Raw genomic sequence first — 16,559 nt, forward strand, 5'->3', positions numbered from 1 at the left:
CCCGCCGTTGGGGAGGAGCCATGATCCCGGGCGTGGCGCTGTTGACCCGCGCCGAGGTGGCCGCCCTGTTCCAGGTGGATCCCAAGACCGTGACCCGCTGGGCCAAAGCCGGGCGGCTCACCTCGGTTTGCACCCCGGGCGGGCACCGCCGCTACCCCGCCGACCAGCTCCCCGGCCTCCTCACCGGCGAGACCGGCGCATATGGGCCTCCCGCCGCATATGACCATGACGGTGAGCGGCTCCTGTCCGGTGGTGAGGTGGCGAGCCTGCTTCGCCTGCAGGCCGGTAAGGTCCACGACTACCTGGCGGCGCGCGGCGTGGCCGCGATCCGCCCCGCCGGGCGAGGGCGATGCTACCGGGAGACGGCGGTGCGCGCCCTTGCCGAGGGAGCCGGGTGATGGGTCCACATCAGCTCCCCAGCAGGAACAACACCCGGCCTACGGCCCAGGAGCGGTTCCCGGTCCGCACGGCGCGGCTGCCACCCGGACCGGACCGCCACCAAGAGGATCGAACAGCTCCACAGGGCGTGGCCGTGCCGTCTTGGATGATGCCGCTCCCGCCCACCCAGGACCCCTCAAAGGCCGCACCGGCCCGGCGGGGTGGTGCGGGCTTCGATGACAAGACGGTGGATGAGGTGGTGACCATCGAACTCGCCACGATGATCCGCATCGGAATCCAAACGGGCCTCCTCCCCGTCTGGACAGACGCCCCCACACCACGGACAGCTCCAACCTGACCAGGCCGAGGGCCTCGTTCCGGACCAGGCTCAACCCTTCACCGCCTGGGAGGAGAAGATCCACGCGGCGCCCTCGAAGAGGAAGCACCACCGCGCACCCCGCCTTCCCCGCGGCAGGAGACGGAGAAAGGGACCAGCACTCCTTGAGGTGTTCCGAATCCCGGTGAGCCCCGCCGTGGGGATGATCCTCGCGGTCGTTTCGAATCTACGTCGTAAAGCCGACGTTTTCTATGTCACCACGCCCTCGCTCCAGACGGGTGGGAGAGCTCCCTCATCAGATGAGGAGGGTCGTTCCATGCCGCTGTTCCCCGCCGGCCCGCCCCGGAGTGAGGGCCCGGGCGGCCGGTGCGGGCCGGTGGCTTCTCCGGGGCGTGCCGCCGTCGGGCCGCGGCGCCGGGTGGAGCCCGGAGGTTCCACGGCGTCTCCGCTGGGCCGGGCGGTTCCGGCCGGCGTGATCGCCGCCCCGGTGGTGGCGGGTCCGGCGGGGCGGTGGGTCCGCCGTGTCGCTTCCGCGCGCGAGGTCGCGCTACGGAGAGAATTCGAGCGGGTGCTCTCGGCGAGGGGTGGTAGCGATGAGAAGACGTGTGAGCGCGACGGCGGGGATCGCGGTGGGGACGGCACTGGTCACCGTCATGGCGGGAGGTGCCGCCGCGCAACCGGGACCGGACGGCGCGGCCCCCACGGAACCGGCGCCCCTCGACTGGGGCGCCTGCGCCGACCTCGACCCGCGAGGGGACGAGACGCTGGAGTGCGCCACGCTGACCGTCCCGATGGACCACGACGGCGCGCGGAGCCCACGGGCCGGCCGGCCACAGGAGGAACCGGTGGTCCGCCTCGCCCTGTCCCGCGTCCCCGCGCGCGGCGAACGCCAGGGCGTGCTCGTGGTCAACCCCGGCGGGCCGGGCAGCCCCGGACGCGCCTGGGCGTCGATCACCGCCCTCGGGCTCCCCGACGACCTGCGCGACTCCTACGACGTGGTGGGCTTCGACCCCCGCGGCACCGGAGCCTCCACCCCGTCGGTGACCTGCGATCCCACCTACTTCGACCCGGTACGGCCCGACACCGTGCCACGCGACGAGCTGGACGAGGCCGAACTGCTGGACCGCGCGGGCGGTTACGCCAAGGCGTGCGGCGAGGCAAACGGCGAACTGCTGGAACACATGCGGACGATCGACAACGCCCACGACCTGGAGGCGGTCCGCGCCGCCCTGGGCACCGAGCGCATCGACTACCTCGGCTACTCCTACGGCTCCTACCTCGGCGCCACCTACGCGACGCTGTACCCCGACCGCGTGCGCCGGCTGGTGCTCGACAGCATCGTCAATCCCGACCTGCCCTGGTACGAGAGCAACCACCGCCAGAGCCTCGCGCTGGACGCGGCGGCCCGCAACTTCTTCGAGTGGGTGGCGCGCAACGACGCCACCTACCGCCTGGGGTCCACCGGCGAGGAGGTCGCCGAGCGCTACTACGGCCTGCGCGAATCCCTGGCGGCCGAGCCGCTGGAGGGCGTCCTCGGCCCCACCGAACTGGAGGGGACCTTCATCATCGTGGCCTACAACAGCGCCTACTGGCCCAGGCTCGCCAAGGCGCTGGCCGACCACGTGGTGGGCGCGGACTCCGCGGCGCTGCTGGCCGCCCACGAACGCTACGGGGAGAGCGCGCAGGACGACCCCGGCTACGCCGTCTACCTCGCCACCGAGTGCACGGACGCGCCCTGGCCGCGGAGCTGGCCGATCTGGCGCGCCGACGCCCGGGCGGTCCACGCCCAGGCGCCCTTCCAGGGGTGGGGCAACACCTGGTACAACGCGCCGTGCATGACGTGGCCGGTCGAGGGCGGCGAGTGGTTCCAGGTGGACGGTTCACGGGTCGAGGGGGCCCTGCTGGTGCAGGCCACCGACGACGGTCCCACCCCGCTGGCCGGCGCCCACGCGATGCGCCGCCGCTTCCCCGAGGGGCGGCTGGTCGTCGAGGAGGGAGGGGTCTCCCACGGCGTCTCCTTCAACGGCAACGACTGCGTGGACGACGTCGTCACCGCCTACCTGCGTGAGGGCGTCCTCCCCGCGGCGGGGGGCGGCGGTGGAGGGGCCGACCTCACCTGCGCCGCCCTCCCGCAGCCGGACCCGGCGGGGGAGCGGGGCGACACCGACCCCTTCGGCGTCGAACGGCGGCCGGCGTGAGGCCGGCCCGGCGCCGCTTTCCGGCCGCCGGTGGTGGGCCCGGGGAGCGTGGTCGTCCGCGGCGGCGGCTGGATAGCATGACGCTGGACGGTTCCGTCGTACCGCCTGCGGGCGGTCGAGAGCGGGTGGGGTGATGCGGATGCTCCGGACCTCCCCGGTGCGGATCCTCGGCGAGCGGGATCGAGCCGAGGTCATGGCGCTCCTCGACGCCGACCCCGTCGGCAACGTCTTCGTCAGCTCCCGGCTGCGCACCGCGGGGCTCGACCCGGGTCGGCTCGGCGCGGAACTGTGGGGGTACGTCGAACGGGGCCGCATCACCGCGTTGTGCTACGCCGGCGCCAACCTGGTGCCGGTCAACGCCGGCCCCGACGCCATCCGCCACTTCGCCGAACACGCCCGCTGGCAGGGGCGCCGCTGCTCCTCGATCGTCGGGCCGATCCCGGCCGTCGAGGACCTGTGGGCGCGGCTCACCCCCTACTGGGGTCCCGCCCGGGCCATCCGCGCCCGCCAGCCGGTGCTGGAGATCTCGGGGCCGCCGCTGGTCGAACCCGACCCCTTGGTCCGCCGTGTGCGGGTGGAGGAGCTCGGCGTCTTAGTGCCCGCCTGCGTCGCGATGTTCACCGAGGAGGTCGGCGTCCCGCCGGACTCCGGTGACGGCGGCGCGCTGTACCGGGCCAGGGTCGAGGAGCTGGTCCGCACCGGTCGCGCCTTCGCCCGCATCGAGGAGGGGCGGGTGGTGTTCAAGGCCGAGGTCGGCGCGGTCACCCCCCAGGTCTGCCAGGTGCAGGGCGTCTGGGTCCACCCGGAGCTGCGGGGGCGCGGGCACTCGTTGGGGGGCATGGCCGCGGTCGTGCGGATGGCGCTGGCCGAGATCGCGCCCCGGGTCACGCTTTATGTCAACGACTACAACGCCGCGGCCCGCGCCACCTACGCGCGCGTGGGGTTCCGCGAGGTCGGCGCGGTGATGTCGGTTCTGTTCTGAAGGCCCGGACAGGCCAGCGGGATGACGCCGCGTCCGTCCCACGCCGCGCCATCCCGGCTCGTCCACGTCCCGTCGTGCCGGTCGGGTCGTGGACGGGGAGGCCGGCCGCCGCCGCCAGTCGGCGAGCCGCCTCCCGGTCTGGGTCACCCTCCCGCGGTCCCGTAGTGGTCGCCGCCGCCGTGCACGGTCACCGTCCCGTAGTTGTACCGGACGTGGGCCTGGGGGCCGTTGTGGGTGACGTAGGGCGCCTGCCAGCGAACCCGGTCGGGAGAGGGCTGGGTGATCTCGGTGGGCGGGTGGGCGCCGCGGTCGCGCTGCCGGGCCGTGGGGACGTGGATCCAGGCGCGCGCCCGGAACCTCTTCTCGGGCTCGTCGATGTCGACCGGGGTGAAGTCGCGCTCGTAGAGGTCGTAGTCGCCCTCGTAGACGACGTCGGTGTAGATCGAGTCGGAGACGACCAGCGCGAAGTCGACGTCGGGGTGGTCGCGTAGCGCCCTGCGGGCCGGGAGGGAGTCGCGCAGCCGGCACACCGACACCACCGCGGCGCCGGTGTAGCCGTTGGGCCCCAGGGCGACGTTGCCCTGGTCGAAGGCCACCCGCAACCGGAGCCGGGCGTCGTCGCGCAGGCCGGCGTTGTGGTGGTAGAGGGCCATCGCGAGTTCGTGGGTGAAGTAGGCGATCACCCGCGCCTCCTCGATGCCGGGCTGGAGCAGGGCGAGCTCCCCGTCCCCCTGGGGCTGGACGTCCCAGCAGGAGCGGTCCAGGTCGGCGTTCTTGCAGACCAGGTCCATGATCCTGACCAGCCATTGCTGTACGTCGTGCTGGGCGCGCCGGCCGCGGTCGCCGTAGGACTCCGCGTCGACGGCCAGGCACATGCGGCGAATGGCGGGAGTGGGGTACTCCATCCGGTCACCTTTCTCGGGGGAGGACTGCTGCGGGGAGCCGGCATCCACGATGACGCGCGGCGGGGCGGGGGATCCCGTATCGCTACGGTTTCGCCATGATCTCCGGGGGCAGTTCGGCGAAATCCCGTAGCCGGGGAAGGTCGCGCACAACGTAGCTGCGGTATCCCACGCTGATCACCTCGTGCTTGCGCAGTTCGGCCAGCGCCTTGTGCACGGCCGGCTCGGAGGCGGAGACGATCGCCGCGAGCTCCGGCTGGGTCAGCGGGATGCCGATCGAGGTGCCGCCGCCCTCGGCGGGGGTTCCGTGGTCGGCGAGGATGCGCAGCAGGGCCCGGGCGACCCGGACGGGGACCTCCTGGCTGCTGAAGTCGATGATCTTGTCGGTCGCCGAGCGCAGCTTCGCCGCGATGGAGGCGTTGACGACGCGCAGGGCCTCGGGGTGGCGGTGCAGGAACCCCTCGAACTCGTCGAAGGGGAGCAGTTGCGCCGCGATCGCCCTGATCGCCACGACCCGGGCCATGCGGCTGCTGCCGTCCATGCCGGCGAGCTCGCCCACGAGGTCCCCCCTGGAGCGCACGGCCAGCAGGATCGTGCGCCCGCTGCCGGACTCGCTGAGGATCTTGACGTGGCCGGTGAGGAGGACGAACACGTGGGTGCTGCGCTCGCCCTGGTGGAGGAGGACCTGTCCGGCCGCGAACTCGCGCCGGACGCCGAGTGAGAGCAGGTCCGCGCGCGGGGTCTCGCTCAAAAGGCCGACGACGCTGGTGGCCGGCCAGGGGCGGGGGGAGGAGCCGTCGAGCCGCATGGTGCAGGGATCTCCGTATCGCGGATACCGAACTCCGGTCGGAGGGGGTCCAGGGGTCCCGCGTGTCCGAACGGGCGGGCGTAGCCATTCCCGGAAATGGACCGCCCGAAAACGAGAGAGTAGGGAAGAAAGGTGTTGCTTCAGGGTAATGCGATATCCAGTGTGACGTCTGGTAAAGCGACGAGGCGAGTCGGCGTGTGGTTCCCGGTATCCCGATGCCGGATCCGGACAGAGAACCAATGAACGCGCGCGGTCCGAAAGTCAGTGAAGTGCACTACTTTTTCTCCTGACGGGCCTTGCCGTTTTCGTGGGGCGCAGAACCGATCCGGGCGGAGGGTGGGGAGATGGAGGACGCCGACCCGGACACGTCCGACAGAGCGCCGCGCCCGGGCCGGCCGCGGCGTCTGCTGCGCGGGCTGACCGTCAACCTGCTCGGTCCGGCACCCGACCCCACAGGGGAGGAGCGCCCCGAGCCGGAGGGGGAACGGCCTCCGGTGCGGCCGTTGGGACTGCTGATCGTCGGCAGCCTGCTCGGCTGGATCGCCGACAACCTCGTTCCCGAGCTTTTGGGAATCGTCTTCGAGGACGAGCTTACCGATATCGGATCGGCGATCCGTTCGATCCTCCAATGGGTCGGGGACGTCTATCTGGCTTTCCTGTGCGCCTGCGCCGCCGGCGTGGGAGGCGTTTACGCCTTCCGGCTCCTGGTCCGCTATTTCGCCGGACACGATCGCTACCTGGCCATTCGCGGCTGGTGGGACGGATGGCGGGTCCGGAAATGGCTGGTCCGCAACCTGCGCGTGGTCGCCGTGATCAGCGTCGTGGTCGCGCTGGGCCTGGTCGCCGGCCATTTCGCGCTGCCGTTCCTGCAACGTTCGGACTGCCGGCCGCCCGCGGAGATCGCGATCGCCACCACGCGGGACGCCGTCGTCCGGGTGGAGGAGGCGACGCGGGCCTACACGGACGAGCTGCGCCGGGACGCCCCGGACGGGTGCCGGCAGGTCCACGTCACCGTCTTCGCCGTCGAACAGGCCGAGGACGTGCGCGAGGCCGTGGCCGCCGGGATCGAGGGCTGGGACCCCACGTGGGGTCCGTTGCCGCACGTGTGGCTGCCCGACTCCAGCGTCGACGTCGAGCTGGCGCGCCGCATCAACCCCGAGGCGCGCTTCGAGGTGGTCGGGTCGATGTGGACGTCCCCGCTGATCCTCGCGGTGCCGCCGGAGCAGGCGGAGCGGCTGGGAGCGGTCCCGGGACAGGAACTGGCCGACCCCCTCGCCGCGCTCCGCGAGGTCGCGCCGGCCGAGGAGGTGCCGGTGGTCCGAGCCGATCCCGGCAGCTCCACCGCCGCGCTGCTGCACACCGCCTTCCTGTACCGGCGCAACGGCGCGATCGGCCCGGACGGCACCCTCCGGTCGGAGGAGGCCGTCCACGAGGCCGAGGCATCGCTCGGCGGCGCGCTGTCCTCGTCGGCTGGGGGAGAGGTGGCCCTCCTGTGCCAGGCGAGCGGGCTCGGCCGGGACGCGGCGGCGGCCCTCACCACGCTCGACGCCCTCCAGGCGCTGCGCTCCGCCGAGCAGCTGCCGGCCGACTGCGAACGCCGGCGGGGCGCCGTCACCGACCTGGTGCCCCTGGTGCTCCCCGACGACCTCGTGCTGGACCACCCGTTCGTCCGGCTGGACTGGGGCGTCGACAGCGGGGTCGCCGAGCAGGTCACGGCTCTCGGCTCCCACCTGACCGCCCGCCGGGACGGCGCCGTCACCGACCTCGCCGGCCACGCCGACCGCGCCGGCGGGGCGCTGGAACGCTACGGCGTGTCCCTGGGAGAGGCCAACATCCTGCTCGCGGTGGACGTCTCCACCTCCATGGCCATGCCGGGGGAGAAGTTCGACGCGGCGATCGCCGAAGCCGACGCCCTGGCGGCGACGGCCACCGCCAACGACCGGATCGGCCTGTGGGCGCTGCCACGGACCCCCGACCCCGCCGACACCGACGCCCAGCGCCTGGTCGACGTGGCCGCGGGCACCGGAGGGCGGGTGCGCGAGCGTCTGCGGGAGCTCGCCCCCCTGCGCGAGTCCACGCCGCTGCGCGAGGTCATCGCCGAGGCGGTGACCGAGCTGGCCGGCACCTCGGCGCGGGACGGCGGCCCGCCCATGCTCGTCGTGCTGACCGACGGGGTGGGGCGACCGCGAGGGGGCCGGATGGACGCGGCCCGACTCGACGAGGCGATGCAGGGCAGTGAGGTGCGGGTGCGCATCGTCGCCGTGGGCGGCCGGGACCAGTGGGGCGACGAGACGCCCTGCGAGGTCGACCAGATCGAGGAGCTGACCCGCGACGACCGGATCGAGTGCGTGGCGGTCGACCCCGACGACCCCGGACAGGCCGGCCGGCGCCTGCTCGCGCAGGCCCGGGCGGGAGAGGCGGGCGGACATGGCACCACATGAGCGACGGGAGGGGCGGGCCGGCTCCTCGACGGGCGAGGCCGTGCCCATCGCCGAGCGGCGCAGGAGCACGCCCCTGTGGCACATCGCGGTGGCGCTGGCCGTGACGGCCGCGTCGGTGGCCGCCCTGGTCGGGCTGGTCGTCGAACGCTCCCCGGGGGACCCGCCCGGCACGATCGTCGTGGCCACCGGGCGCGACGTCAGCGAGGCCGGGGTGCTGTACCAGGAACTCATCGACCGCTGGAACGCGATGGAGGGCAACGAGGACCACCCGGCGCGGCTGGTGGAGCTGTCGGGCAGGGCCGACCTCCAGCACGCGGAGATGGTGCGCTGGGCGCAGTCGGCCCACACCGGTCCCGAACACCACGAGTACGACGTCCTCAACCTCGACAACCAGTGGACGGCGGAGTTCGCGCGCGCCGGCTGGATCGTCCCGGTGGAGACGGACCTGCGCGCCGAGGGGTTCCTCGGGCGTCCCGTCGAGGCCGTCACCTATGACGGGAGGGTGTGGGCGGTGCCCTTCACCGCCGACGTCGGCATGCTCTACTACCGCACCGACCTGCTGGAGACCGCCGACGTCCGGGGGAGGACCTTTCCCGAACTGCTGGAACGGCTGCGGGAGACGGCGGCGGCCGATGGGACGGTCGAGTATGCCTACGCGGGCCAGTTCGCGCGTTACGAGGGTCTGACCGTCAACGCCATGGAGTTCGTGTGGGGCCACGGCGGGGAGATCGTCTCCGAGGCGGGCCGGGTCCAGTTGCACACTCCCCCGGCGCGTGAGGGGCTCTCCAGCATCGTCACCGGGCTGCGCAGCGGCCTGCTGCCCGAGGACGCCTGGAACGACACCGAGGCCGAGAGCATGCGGCGCTTCGCCGACGGTGAGGCGCTGGCCATGCGCAACTGGCCGGCCCGCTACGACCAGCTCGCCGGCGGCCCCGAGAACGGCGCGGAGGGGACGGGCGCGGGACCGGACTTCGCGATGGTGCCGTTGCCCGAGGGCACCGCGGCGCTCGGCGGCCAGAGCCTCGCCCTGACCGCCGCCTCGCAACAGCCGGCCAAGGCGCGTGAGCTCATCGAGTTCCTGACCGCCGAGTCGCGGCAGCGCGCCCTGTTCTTCTGCGGCGGGTACGCGCCCACCCGGGCCGGCGCCTACGAGGGGGACTTCCACGGCACCTGCCCGGGCGAGCCGGACGGCGCGGGCGCGGCGCCCCGCCCGCTCGACGATCGGCGCCCCTACGCCGCGGACCTGCGCGCGGCGGTCGAGGAGGCGCGGCTGCGGCCGGTGACCCCCTACTATCCGCAGTTCACCGGCGCCTTCCACACGGGGTTCCACGACCTGCTCACCCGGCACGGCGGCGTCCTCGACCAGGGGGACCTGACGGTCCTGCACGAGGCCGCGGAGATGGCCCTGCGCGGCGCCTGACCCCTGTTCCGGCGGGCTTGCGCGCGACCGGACGCCCGCCCGCGCTCCGCGTGGCCCTACCGCGCGGCCAGCGCGAGCGGACCCATCACGAAGTCGGGGTCCACCTGGGCGGACAGGTCGGCGCCGGTGGCGGCGTCGGCCCAGGCGCGCGCGTTGCGCAGGTGGAATTCGACCCCCTGCCGGGTGAACCGCTCCCAGTCCTTGGGAACGGCGTCCACGGCGTCGCGCATCCAGGCCAGCGCCTTGGCGTTGTCGTCCTCGAGCTCCTCCAGCCCCGGGTGGTGTCCCTTCTCCATCGCCCGCACGAACGCCGAACGGCCTAGACACACGCTGAGCGCGTCACCCACGTGCTCGCGCAGGAACTCCACGTCCTCGGGTCCCTCGACCTTGTTGCCCACGACGCGGATCGTGACGTCGTAGTCGCGGGCGTACTCGGCGTACTGGTGGTAGACGCTGACGCCCCGAAGGGTCGGCTCGGCGACGAGGAAGGTCACGTCGAAGCGGGTGAACAGGCCCGAGGCGAAGGAGTCGGCGCCGGCGGTCATGTCCACGACGACGTACTCGCCGGGTCCGTCCACGAGGTGGTTGAGGTACAGCTCGACCGCCCCCACCTTGGAGTGGTAGCAGGCGACGCCGAGGTCGTCCTCGGCGAACGGGCCGGTGAGCATCAGCGTGGCGCCGGCCACGGGGAGGCCGAAACGCCGGTGGACCGGGTTGTCGGGGGAGAGGTCGAGCAGCCGCGACCCGCGCCCCGGAGGGGTCGTCTTCACCATCTGCTCGGCCGAGGCGATGCGGGGGTTGGAGCCGCGCAGCAGGTCCTTGATCTCGGTCAGGTGCGACCCCAGCGGGGGCAGCGCGCGGAGCTGGTCGGGGGAGGCGCCCAGGGCGGCCCCCAGATGCTGGTTGATGTCGGCGTCGATGGCCACCACCGGCAGGCCGGTGGCCGCGAGGTGGCGGGTGAACAGGGCCGACAGCGTCGTCTTGCCGCTGCCTCCCTTGCCGGCGAAGGCGATCTTCATGTCTGGTGTTCCCCTTCGATGATCGGTTGGAGAAAATGATTATCGTTCCTAGAGGGGGGTGGTGTCAGGCATTTCACCGGATCCGTCCCCGCTGGTGTCGCCGAGCCCGCCCGGGGGCCGCTGCTGTCTGGTATGTGGGAGAATCACCAGGTCAAAGTGAGGTTGGGGCGCCGCACGGATTCTTTGCCGCATCGCGATCCGACACATGGCCGCGTTTTGTGAGGGAGCCGTGATGCCGGAGCGCGGGATGTGTTGTGCTGTGCAGGGCACGCTCTTGTCTAGGGTGAGGGCCGTCGAGAACGCGCCGGGCGCAGCCGGGGGCGGGTAGCGTCTGGAGCTGATGGGAGTGACATCGGGATGACCGAATCGCAGCGACTCCGGGAATACGACGCGACCGGCCCGTTCGATGCGCCACTGCCCGACGGTGCTCCCGACGGTGTGACGACCGACCACACGGTGTGGAGCTGTGTCGGCAACCTCACCGCCGTGCGGTCCATCCGCGCCCGGGTCCGCGACTTCCTCTCCCGAACCGGTCACGCGGGCCCCATACTCGACGACGCCGAACTCGCGGTCAGCGAGCTCGCCACCAACGCCCTGCTGCACTCCCGCTCGGGCCGGATCGGCGGGGTGATGACCCTCTACATCCGAGTCGGCGCCGACCGCGTGCGCGTCGCGATCGCCGACCAGGGCGCCAAGGACGCCGACGATGGCGAGGGACGGGTGGTGAGCCGTCAGGGCGAGGGCGACTACGGCCGGGGCAAGCTCATCATCGACAGCTGCACCTCGCGTAGCGGGGAGTACTGGACCGAGGCCACCCATGTCGCCTGGTTCGAGATCGACGTCTTCTGAGACGGTCGCCACGGGCGGCGACCGGGTTCGCCACGCCCCCTCCGCGTGGCGAACCCGGATCACCCGTTACCCGGGCCGCGAGTGCCTCCCCTCGGGGCACTCACGGCCACGCGGTCCCGAGGCGCCGCGGCGGTGACGGCGGCCGTCCGCTCCGTCGCCCCCGCGATCACGAAGCGGGGCCCCGGCCGGCCGTGTCCGTTCCGCACGTCTGCGACCTCTCGGAAGGTGCGTCCAGGACGCGCGATACGCTCTCCGGCCCGCATCGAGCGGGGCTCGGATCGCGGTTACGACACTAACGTCTTCGCGCGCGTTTGCACATGCATTCTCGTGTGCATCTGCATATGTGCCCCGCGGGGGAGAGGGGAGATCTGTCCTCCGATGGAGTGCACAAAAAGGACAGAACGGTAGGCGGGACGACTCCGCGGTGCCGGGCGAGGAGCCTCCCCGAACCCTGCGGCGGAACCGGCACGCCGGCCGAAGGAACGCGTGGAAAGCGGTGACCAGGGGTTTAAGCCGGCTCCGGCCGGCGCGTCCGGCGTCGCCGGTCCGAATCCCGCGCGAACGGGGCCGGCCGGCCCTTGACCCCACGCCGCCGCCGGCACGCCCCGTCCCCGGCACGCTCCGGCCGGATCCGGCCACACCGGGGGTCCTACGGCGCTGGCCACCATGTGGGGTGGACGGTCCGCGCGACCGGGGCGGCCGGCACCGGGGACGCGGAGACGGCGCGGCCCGGGGCGGGGAACCCGCCCCGGGCCGGGATGATCCCCGACGGGCGGCCGGCGCGGCCGTCCGGACGCTCGGGAGGTCAGGGACGGCTCCAGGAGGACGGGTCGGCCTCGTACTGCTCGCCGGAGGACAGGTCCTTGACCTCGTGCGGGCGGCCGTCCTCGAACGGGGGGAACCACACGAACGGGATGCCCTTGCGGGAGGCGTATTGGATCTGCTTCCCGATCTTCGCGGCCTGGTGGTAGACCTCGGTGTTGAACCCGCGCTCGCGCAGCAGCGCCGCGGTGCGCAGCGCCTCGGCGCGCCGGTCGTCGCCGGGAAGCACGACCAGCACGTCGGTCGGGCAGGAGCGGCCGGCGGTCAGCCGCCCCTCGGCGACGAGCTTGGCGAAGATCCGGGTGAGGCCGATGGAGATCCCCACGCCGGGCAGGTTGCGGCGGATGAACTGTCCGGCCAGGTTCTCGTAACGGCCGCCCGCGCAGATGCTGCCGTAGCCCGGGTCGTCGTCGAACGTCGCCTCGTAGACGGTGCCGGTGTAGTAGTCCAGGCCGCGCGCGATGGACAGGTCGGCCACCATGCTGCCCGTGGGCAGGTCCGACAGGGAGTCGAGCACGAAGCCCAGTTCCTCCAGGCCCTCGGAGAGCAGCTCCGAGCGCACGCCGAGCTTGGCGACCTCCTCCACCACGGAGGCGTCGGCGCCCCGGATGGCGGCGAGGTCGAGGCAGGCGGTGGCCTGTTCGGCGGACAGCCCGACCTGGTCGACCAGGATCTCGCGGACGGCGTCGGGGCCGATCTTGTGCAGCTTGTCGACCGCCCGGATCACCGCGAGCGGATCGCCGATGCCCAGGCCCTCGTAGAAGCCCTGGAGCACCTTGCGGTTGTTGATGTTGAGCGTCCAGGCGGGGATGTCCAGGCCGGTGAGGACCTCGTGGACGATGCGCGGCAGCTCGGCGTCGAAGTGCAGGGGGACCCGGTCGACGTTGATGACGTCGATGTCGCACTGCGTGAACTCGCGGAAACGCCCTTCCTGGGGACGCTCGCCGCGCCACACGCGCTGCATCTGGTACCGCTTGAACGGGAAGACGAGTTCGTTGAAGTGCTGGGCGACGTAGCGGGCGAACGGGACGGTCAGGTCGAAGTGCAGACCCAGCCGGGCGTCGCTGTCGTCGTCGGCGTCGGCCTGGAGCCGGTGCAGGGTGTAGACCTCCTGCGAGGTCTCCCCCTTGGCCATCAGCACGTCGAGCGCCTCGACCGAGGGGGTCTCGACCGAGGCGAACCCGTAACGCTCGAACCCGGCGCGGATATGGTCCAGCCAGCGCTGCTCCACGGACCGGATCTCGGGCGTCCACTCGGGGAAGCCGCTGATGGGTGTGGGACGGACAACGCGCTGTTCGGACATTGCTTCGGTCGGCTCCTTAGGCCTCGCACCGGGGTTGACCAGTCCCATGGTAGGCCCTGGTCGGGCGAGGACCCGTCGCGCAACATGTCTGATTTGTTGCTAGAGATCGCTTTAGGGGAGAATTGTCGGTTGGCGTGCGGCGAGCTCGGCCCCACGCTCCCAACGGAGACTCTGGGAGGACAGGGGCATGAAACTGGGCTTGGGATGGAAGCTCTACGGCGACGGGAGCGCTCCGCCGCCGGGTGAGGTGGTGCGGCCGGACGAACGGTTGTCGTGGGGCCGGACGGTGGGGCTCGGCGCCCAGCACGTCGTGGCCATGTTCGGTGCCACCTTCGTCTTCCCGCTGCTCATGGGGCTGGACGCGAACCTTGCCGTGATGATGTCGGGCGTCTCGACGATCCTGTTCCTCCTCATCGTCGGCGGCAAGGTGCCCAGCTACCTGGGCTCCAGCGCGTCGTTCGTCGGCGTCGCCACCGCCGTCCACGCCTCGGGCGGCGGGATCGCGGAGATCACCGGCGCGACGTTGTGCGTCGGCGTCGTCCTGGCGTTGGCGGGCGTGCTCATCCACCTGGTCGGTCCGCGGATCATCCTCAAGACGCTTCCACCGGCGGTCACCGGCGCGGTCGTCATGCTCATCGGTTTCAACCTCGCCCCCGTGGTCGCCGGCACCTACTGGCCGCAGGACCAGTGGGTCGCTCTCCTCACGATGGTGTTCGTGGTGGTGGCGACGGTGCTGTTCAAGGGGTTCCTCGGCCGGATCACGGTGCTGCTGGGGCTGGTGTTCGGGTTCGCGCTGTCGTGGGTGCTCGACGCGGTGACCGGCCCGGCCGGTGTGCCGCAGGAGGACGGGAGTATCGCCGAGGCGTTCCGGGTGGACCTGTCCGGCGTGGCCGAGGCCCCGTGGTTCGGCCTGCCCGACTTCCACGCGCCGGCCTTCGAGGCCTCGGCCATCCTCCTCGCCCTGCCCCTGGTGATCGCGTTGATCGCGGAGAACGCCGGACACGTCAAGGCCGTCGAGGAGATGACCGGCGAGCCGCTGGACGGCCACATGGGCCGGGCGATCATCGCCGACGGCGTGGCCAGCGGTCTGTCCAGCGCTGTGGGCGGCCCGCCGACCACGACCTACGCGGAGAACATCGGGGTCATGGCGGCCACCCGGGTGTACTCGACGGCGGCCTACTACGTGGCGGCGATCGTGGCGATCCTGTTCGGGCTGTGCCCGAAGTTCGGCGCGCTGGTCGCGGCCACCCCCAGTGGGGTACTGGGGGGCATCACCGTGGTGCTGTACGGCATGATCGGCCTGCTCGGCGCGAAGATCTGGGTGGAGAACCGGGTCGACTTCGCCAACCCGGTCGTGCTCGTCCCGTTGGCGGCGGGCCTCATCGCCGGCATCGGCGGGGTCCGGTTGAGCTTCGGCGACCTCGTGATCGAGGGCATCGCCCTGGGCACGATCATCACCCTGCTCGGCTACCACCTGCTGGCCTGGCTCGCCCCCGAGGGGATGAAGCCCCGGCCGCTCCCCGAACCCCGGCCGGTCCCCGAGCGCTGACCTTTCCGGCCCGTCCCGGGGCGGGCCGGGAAAACCTGTTGCCCCGTCCCCGGGTGACACGGGATAACGGGATCCGAGGCCGTCAGCCGACCCCGGGAGCGACCGTGACCGACATCCGTCCCATCGACCCCCACGACGAGACGGCGCTGCGGGCCTGGCACGCGGCCATGAGCGAGGCGGTGCGCGCCGGGCGGCGCGACCCCCTGGTCCTCCCCTACGGGGAACTCGCCGCCTCGCTCCGCGAAGCCGACGACGACTGGGAGCGTCTCGCCTACGCCGCCTTCGCCGGGGACGAGATCGCGGGAACCCTGCTCCTGAGACTGCCCACGACGCACGACCGCCACATCGTCCATGCCGAGCTCGCGGTCCTCCCCCGGTTCCGCGGCAGGGGGTACGGCCGGGCCCTGGCCGGCCACGTCGAGCTGACCGCCCTCGCCAAGGGGCGCACCACCCTCCTCGCGGTGGTCGGCGTCCCCGTGGGGGAACAGGCCGAGACCTGGCCCGACGTCCGGTTCGCCCGGCGCAACGGGTTCGTCGAGGCCCACGTCGAGGACCATCTCGTCCTGCCGCTCCCGTTGCCCGCCGCCGACCTCGCCGCCGTCGGGGAGCGCGCCGCGGCGCACCACCCCGGCCACGACCTGCTCTCCTGGATCGGTCCCTGCCCCGCCGAACACCTCGACGCCTACGTCGCCATGTGCACGCTCATGGAGTACGACGTCCCCGTCGGCGATCTCGACGTCCGTCCCCTGGAGTGGGACGCCGCGCGGGTGCGCCGCCTCGAACGACGCCTGGCGGTCCAGGGCATCACCCCCCTCACCACCGCGGCCCGGGCCCCGGACGGCTCCCTCGTCGGCTACACCACCCTCCAGGTCTCCCGGTACGCGCCCGCCGAGGTCTACCAGGACGACACCCTGGTCGTGCGGGCCAGCAGGGGACTGCGGCTGGGGGCCGCGATGAAGGCGCGCAACCTGGAGGTCCTGCAACGGGAGTTCCCCGGACGGAAACGGGTGCACACCTGGAACGCCCAGGTCAACGACCCCATGCAGGGGATCAACCGCCTCTTCGGGTTCCGGGCGGTCGAAACCGAGTACGAGGTCCAGCGGATCCTGCCGACGGCCTGATCGCGCTGCCGCCTTTCGTCCCGAGCTGCTTGACGGTGAGGTGGTGGAGGGCGGGCAGGAATCCGCGCACCACGCCGCCACCTGCTGGGGTGGGCTTGGACCGCGGTCGATGAGCGCGGCGCGGGCGCCGGACCGGAGGCCCGAGGGCTCGACGATGGCGCCTTTGATCCGGGACGGCGCTTCGGCGGGGCGGGGCGGGGTGGGGGCGCCACCACCGGCCCACTAGGACGGTGAGCGGGCCGGTGGGGCCTGCGAGCTCCACGGAGCACCGACCGACGCGAACCGGTGTGTCCGGGGCTACACCGGCGAACGGCCTCGCGCTCTGTGGGGCGCCGAGGAGTACTCCGTCGGACGGCCGCGCGGCGTCGCGTGCCAGTAGTGCGACAACGACCGGCCAGGGAACACCCCTGAGTTCACGGTAGACCGCCAT

At 72.4% G+C, this 16,559-nt stretch carries 11 protein-coding genes and 1 pseudogene; 8 read left to right on the top strand and 4 right to left on the bottom strand.

From position 1 onward, the window contains the following. Window positions 1-20: 20 nt before the first annotated feature. From ACYVHU_RS00005 to ACYVHU_RS00015, 3 genes and pseudogenes are all read left to right on the top strand, one after another. Window positions 21-188: pseudogene (locus tag ACYVHU_RS00005) on the top strand (BldC family transcriptional regulator); the annotation flags it as partial. Window positions 189-1,308: 1,120 nt separating this feature from the next. Beyond that, window positions 1,309-2,913 carry an alpha/beta hydrolase gene (locus ACYVHU_RS00010; protein WP_498947311.1) on the top strand — a complete coding sequence of 535 codons (1,605 nt, stop codon included), beginning with the start codon at window positions 1,309-1,311 and terminating at the stop codon, window positions 2,911-2,913. 139 nt (window positions 2,914-3,052) lie between these two features. Beyond that, a complete protein-coding gene (locus ACYVHU_RS00015; RefSeq protein ID WP_078760505.1) occupies window positions 3,053-3,895 on the top strand; it encodes a GNAT family N-acetyltransferase in 843 nt (280 codons plus the stop codon). A gap of 143 nt (window positions 3,896-4,038) precedes the next feature. Here ACYVHU_RS00015 and ACYVHU_RS00020 read toward each other — a convergent pair whose 3' ends face one another. Both ACYVHU_RS00020 and ACYVHU_RS00025 read right to left on the bottom strand, forming a co-directional pair. Next, on the bottom strand, window positions 4,039-4,800 hold the full coding sequence (locus ACYVHU_RS00020) for a hypothetical protein (RefSeq protein WP_498947312.1): 762 nt from the start codon (window positions 4,798-4,800) through the stop codon (window positions 4,039-4,041). Window positions 4,801-4,882: 82 nt separating this feature from the next. Beyond that, entirely contained in the window at window positions 4,883-5,605 is a 723-nt protein-coding gene (locus ACYVHU_RS00025; RefSeq protein WP_078760053.1) for a Crp/Fnr family transcriptional regulator, read from the bottom strand. A gap of 344 nt (window positions 5,606-5,949) precedes the next feature. On the opposite strand from ACYVHU_RS00025, the gene ACYVHU_RS00030 reads away from it, so the two are divergent. Both ACYVHU_RS00030 and ACYVHU_RS00035 read left to right on the top strand, forming a co-directional pair. Beyond that, window positions 5,950-8,046, top strand: coding sequence for a vWA domain-containing protein (locus tag ACYVHU_RS00030; RefSeq protein ID WP_498947313.1), 2,097 nt, complete (start codon window positions 5,950-5,952; stop codon window positions 8,044-8,046). Then, on the top strand, window positions 8,033-9,466 hold the full coding sequence (locus ACYVHU_RS00035) for an extracellular solute-binding protein (protein ID WP_078760055.1): 1,434 nt from the start codon (window positions 8,033-8,035) through the stop codon (window positions 9,464-9,466). The genes ACYVHU_RS00030 and ACYVHU_RS00035 overlap by 14 nt, the downstream gene beginning before the upstream one ends. A gap of 56 nt (window positions 9,467-9,522) precedes the next feature. On the opposite strand, the gene ACYVHU_RS00040 is transcribed toward ACYVHU_RS00035, so the two are convergent. Next, on the bottom strand, window positions 9,523-10,485 hold the full coding sequence (locus ACYVHU_RS00040) for an ATP-binding protein (RefSeq protein ID WP_498947314.1): 963 nt from the start codon (window positions 10,483-10,485) through the stop codon (window positions 9,523-9,525). A gap of 357 nt (window positions 10,486-10,842) precedes the next feature. On the opposite strand from ACYVHU_RS00040, the gene ACYVHU_RS00045 reads away from it, so the two are divergent. Next, a complete protein-coding gene (locus tag ACYVHU_RS00045; protein WP_078760057.1) occupies window positions 10,843-11,334 on the top strand; it encodes an ATP-binding protein in 492 nt (163 codons plus the stop codon). A gap of 805 nt (window positions 11,335-12,139) precedes the next feature. Here the strand turns inward: ACYVHU_RS00045 and hisS are convergent. Then, entirely contained in the window at window positions 12,140-13,459 is a 1,320-nt protein-coding gene (hisS, locus tag ACYVHU_RS00050) for a histidine--tRNA ligase (protein WP_078760058.1), read from the bottom strand. 193 nt (window positions 13,460-13,652) lie between these two features. On the opposite strand from hisS, the gene ACYVHU_RS00055 reads away from it, so the two are divergent. Next, window positions 13,653-15,008: a uracil-xanthine permease family protein gene (locus tag ACYVHU_RS00055; RefSeq protein ID WP_200813525.1), complete on the top strand. Its 1,356-nt coding sequence runs from the start codon at window positions 13,653-13,655 to the stop codon at window positions 15,006-15,008. A gap of 104 nt (window positions 15,009-15,112) precedes the next feature. After that, complete coding sequence (locus ACYVHU_RS00060; protein WP_498947315.1) at window positions 15,113-16,129, top strand: GNAT family N-acetyltransferase; 1,017 nt, start codon at window positions 15,113-15,115, stop codon at window positions 16,127-16,129. Window positions 16,130-16,559 lie beyond the last annotated feature (430 nt).

The organism is Marinactinospora endophytica (genome assembly GCF_054780875.1).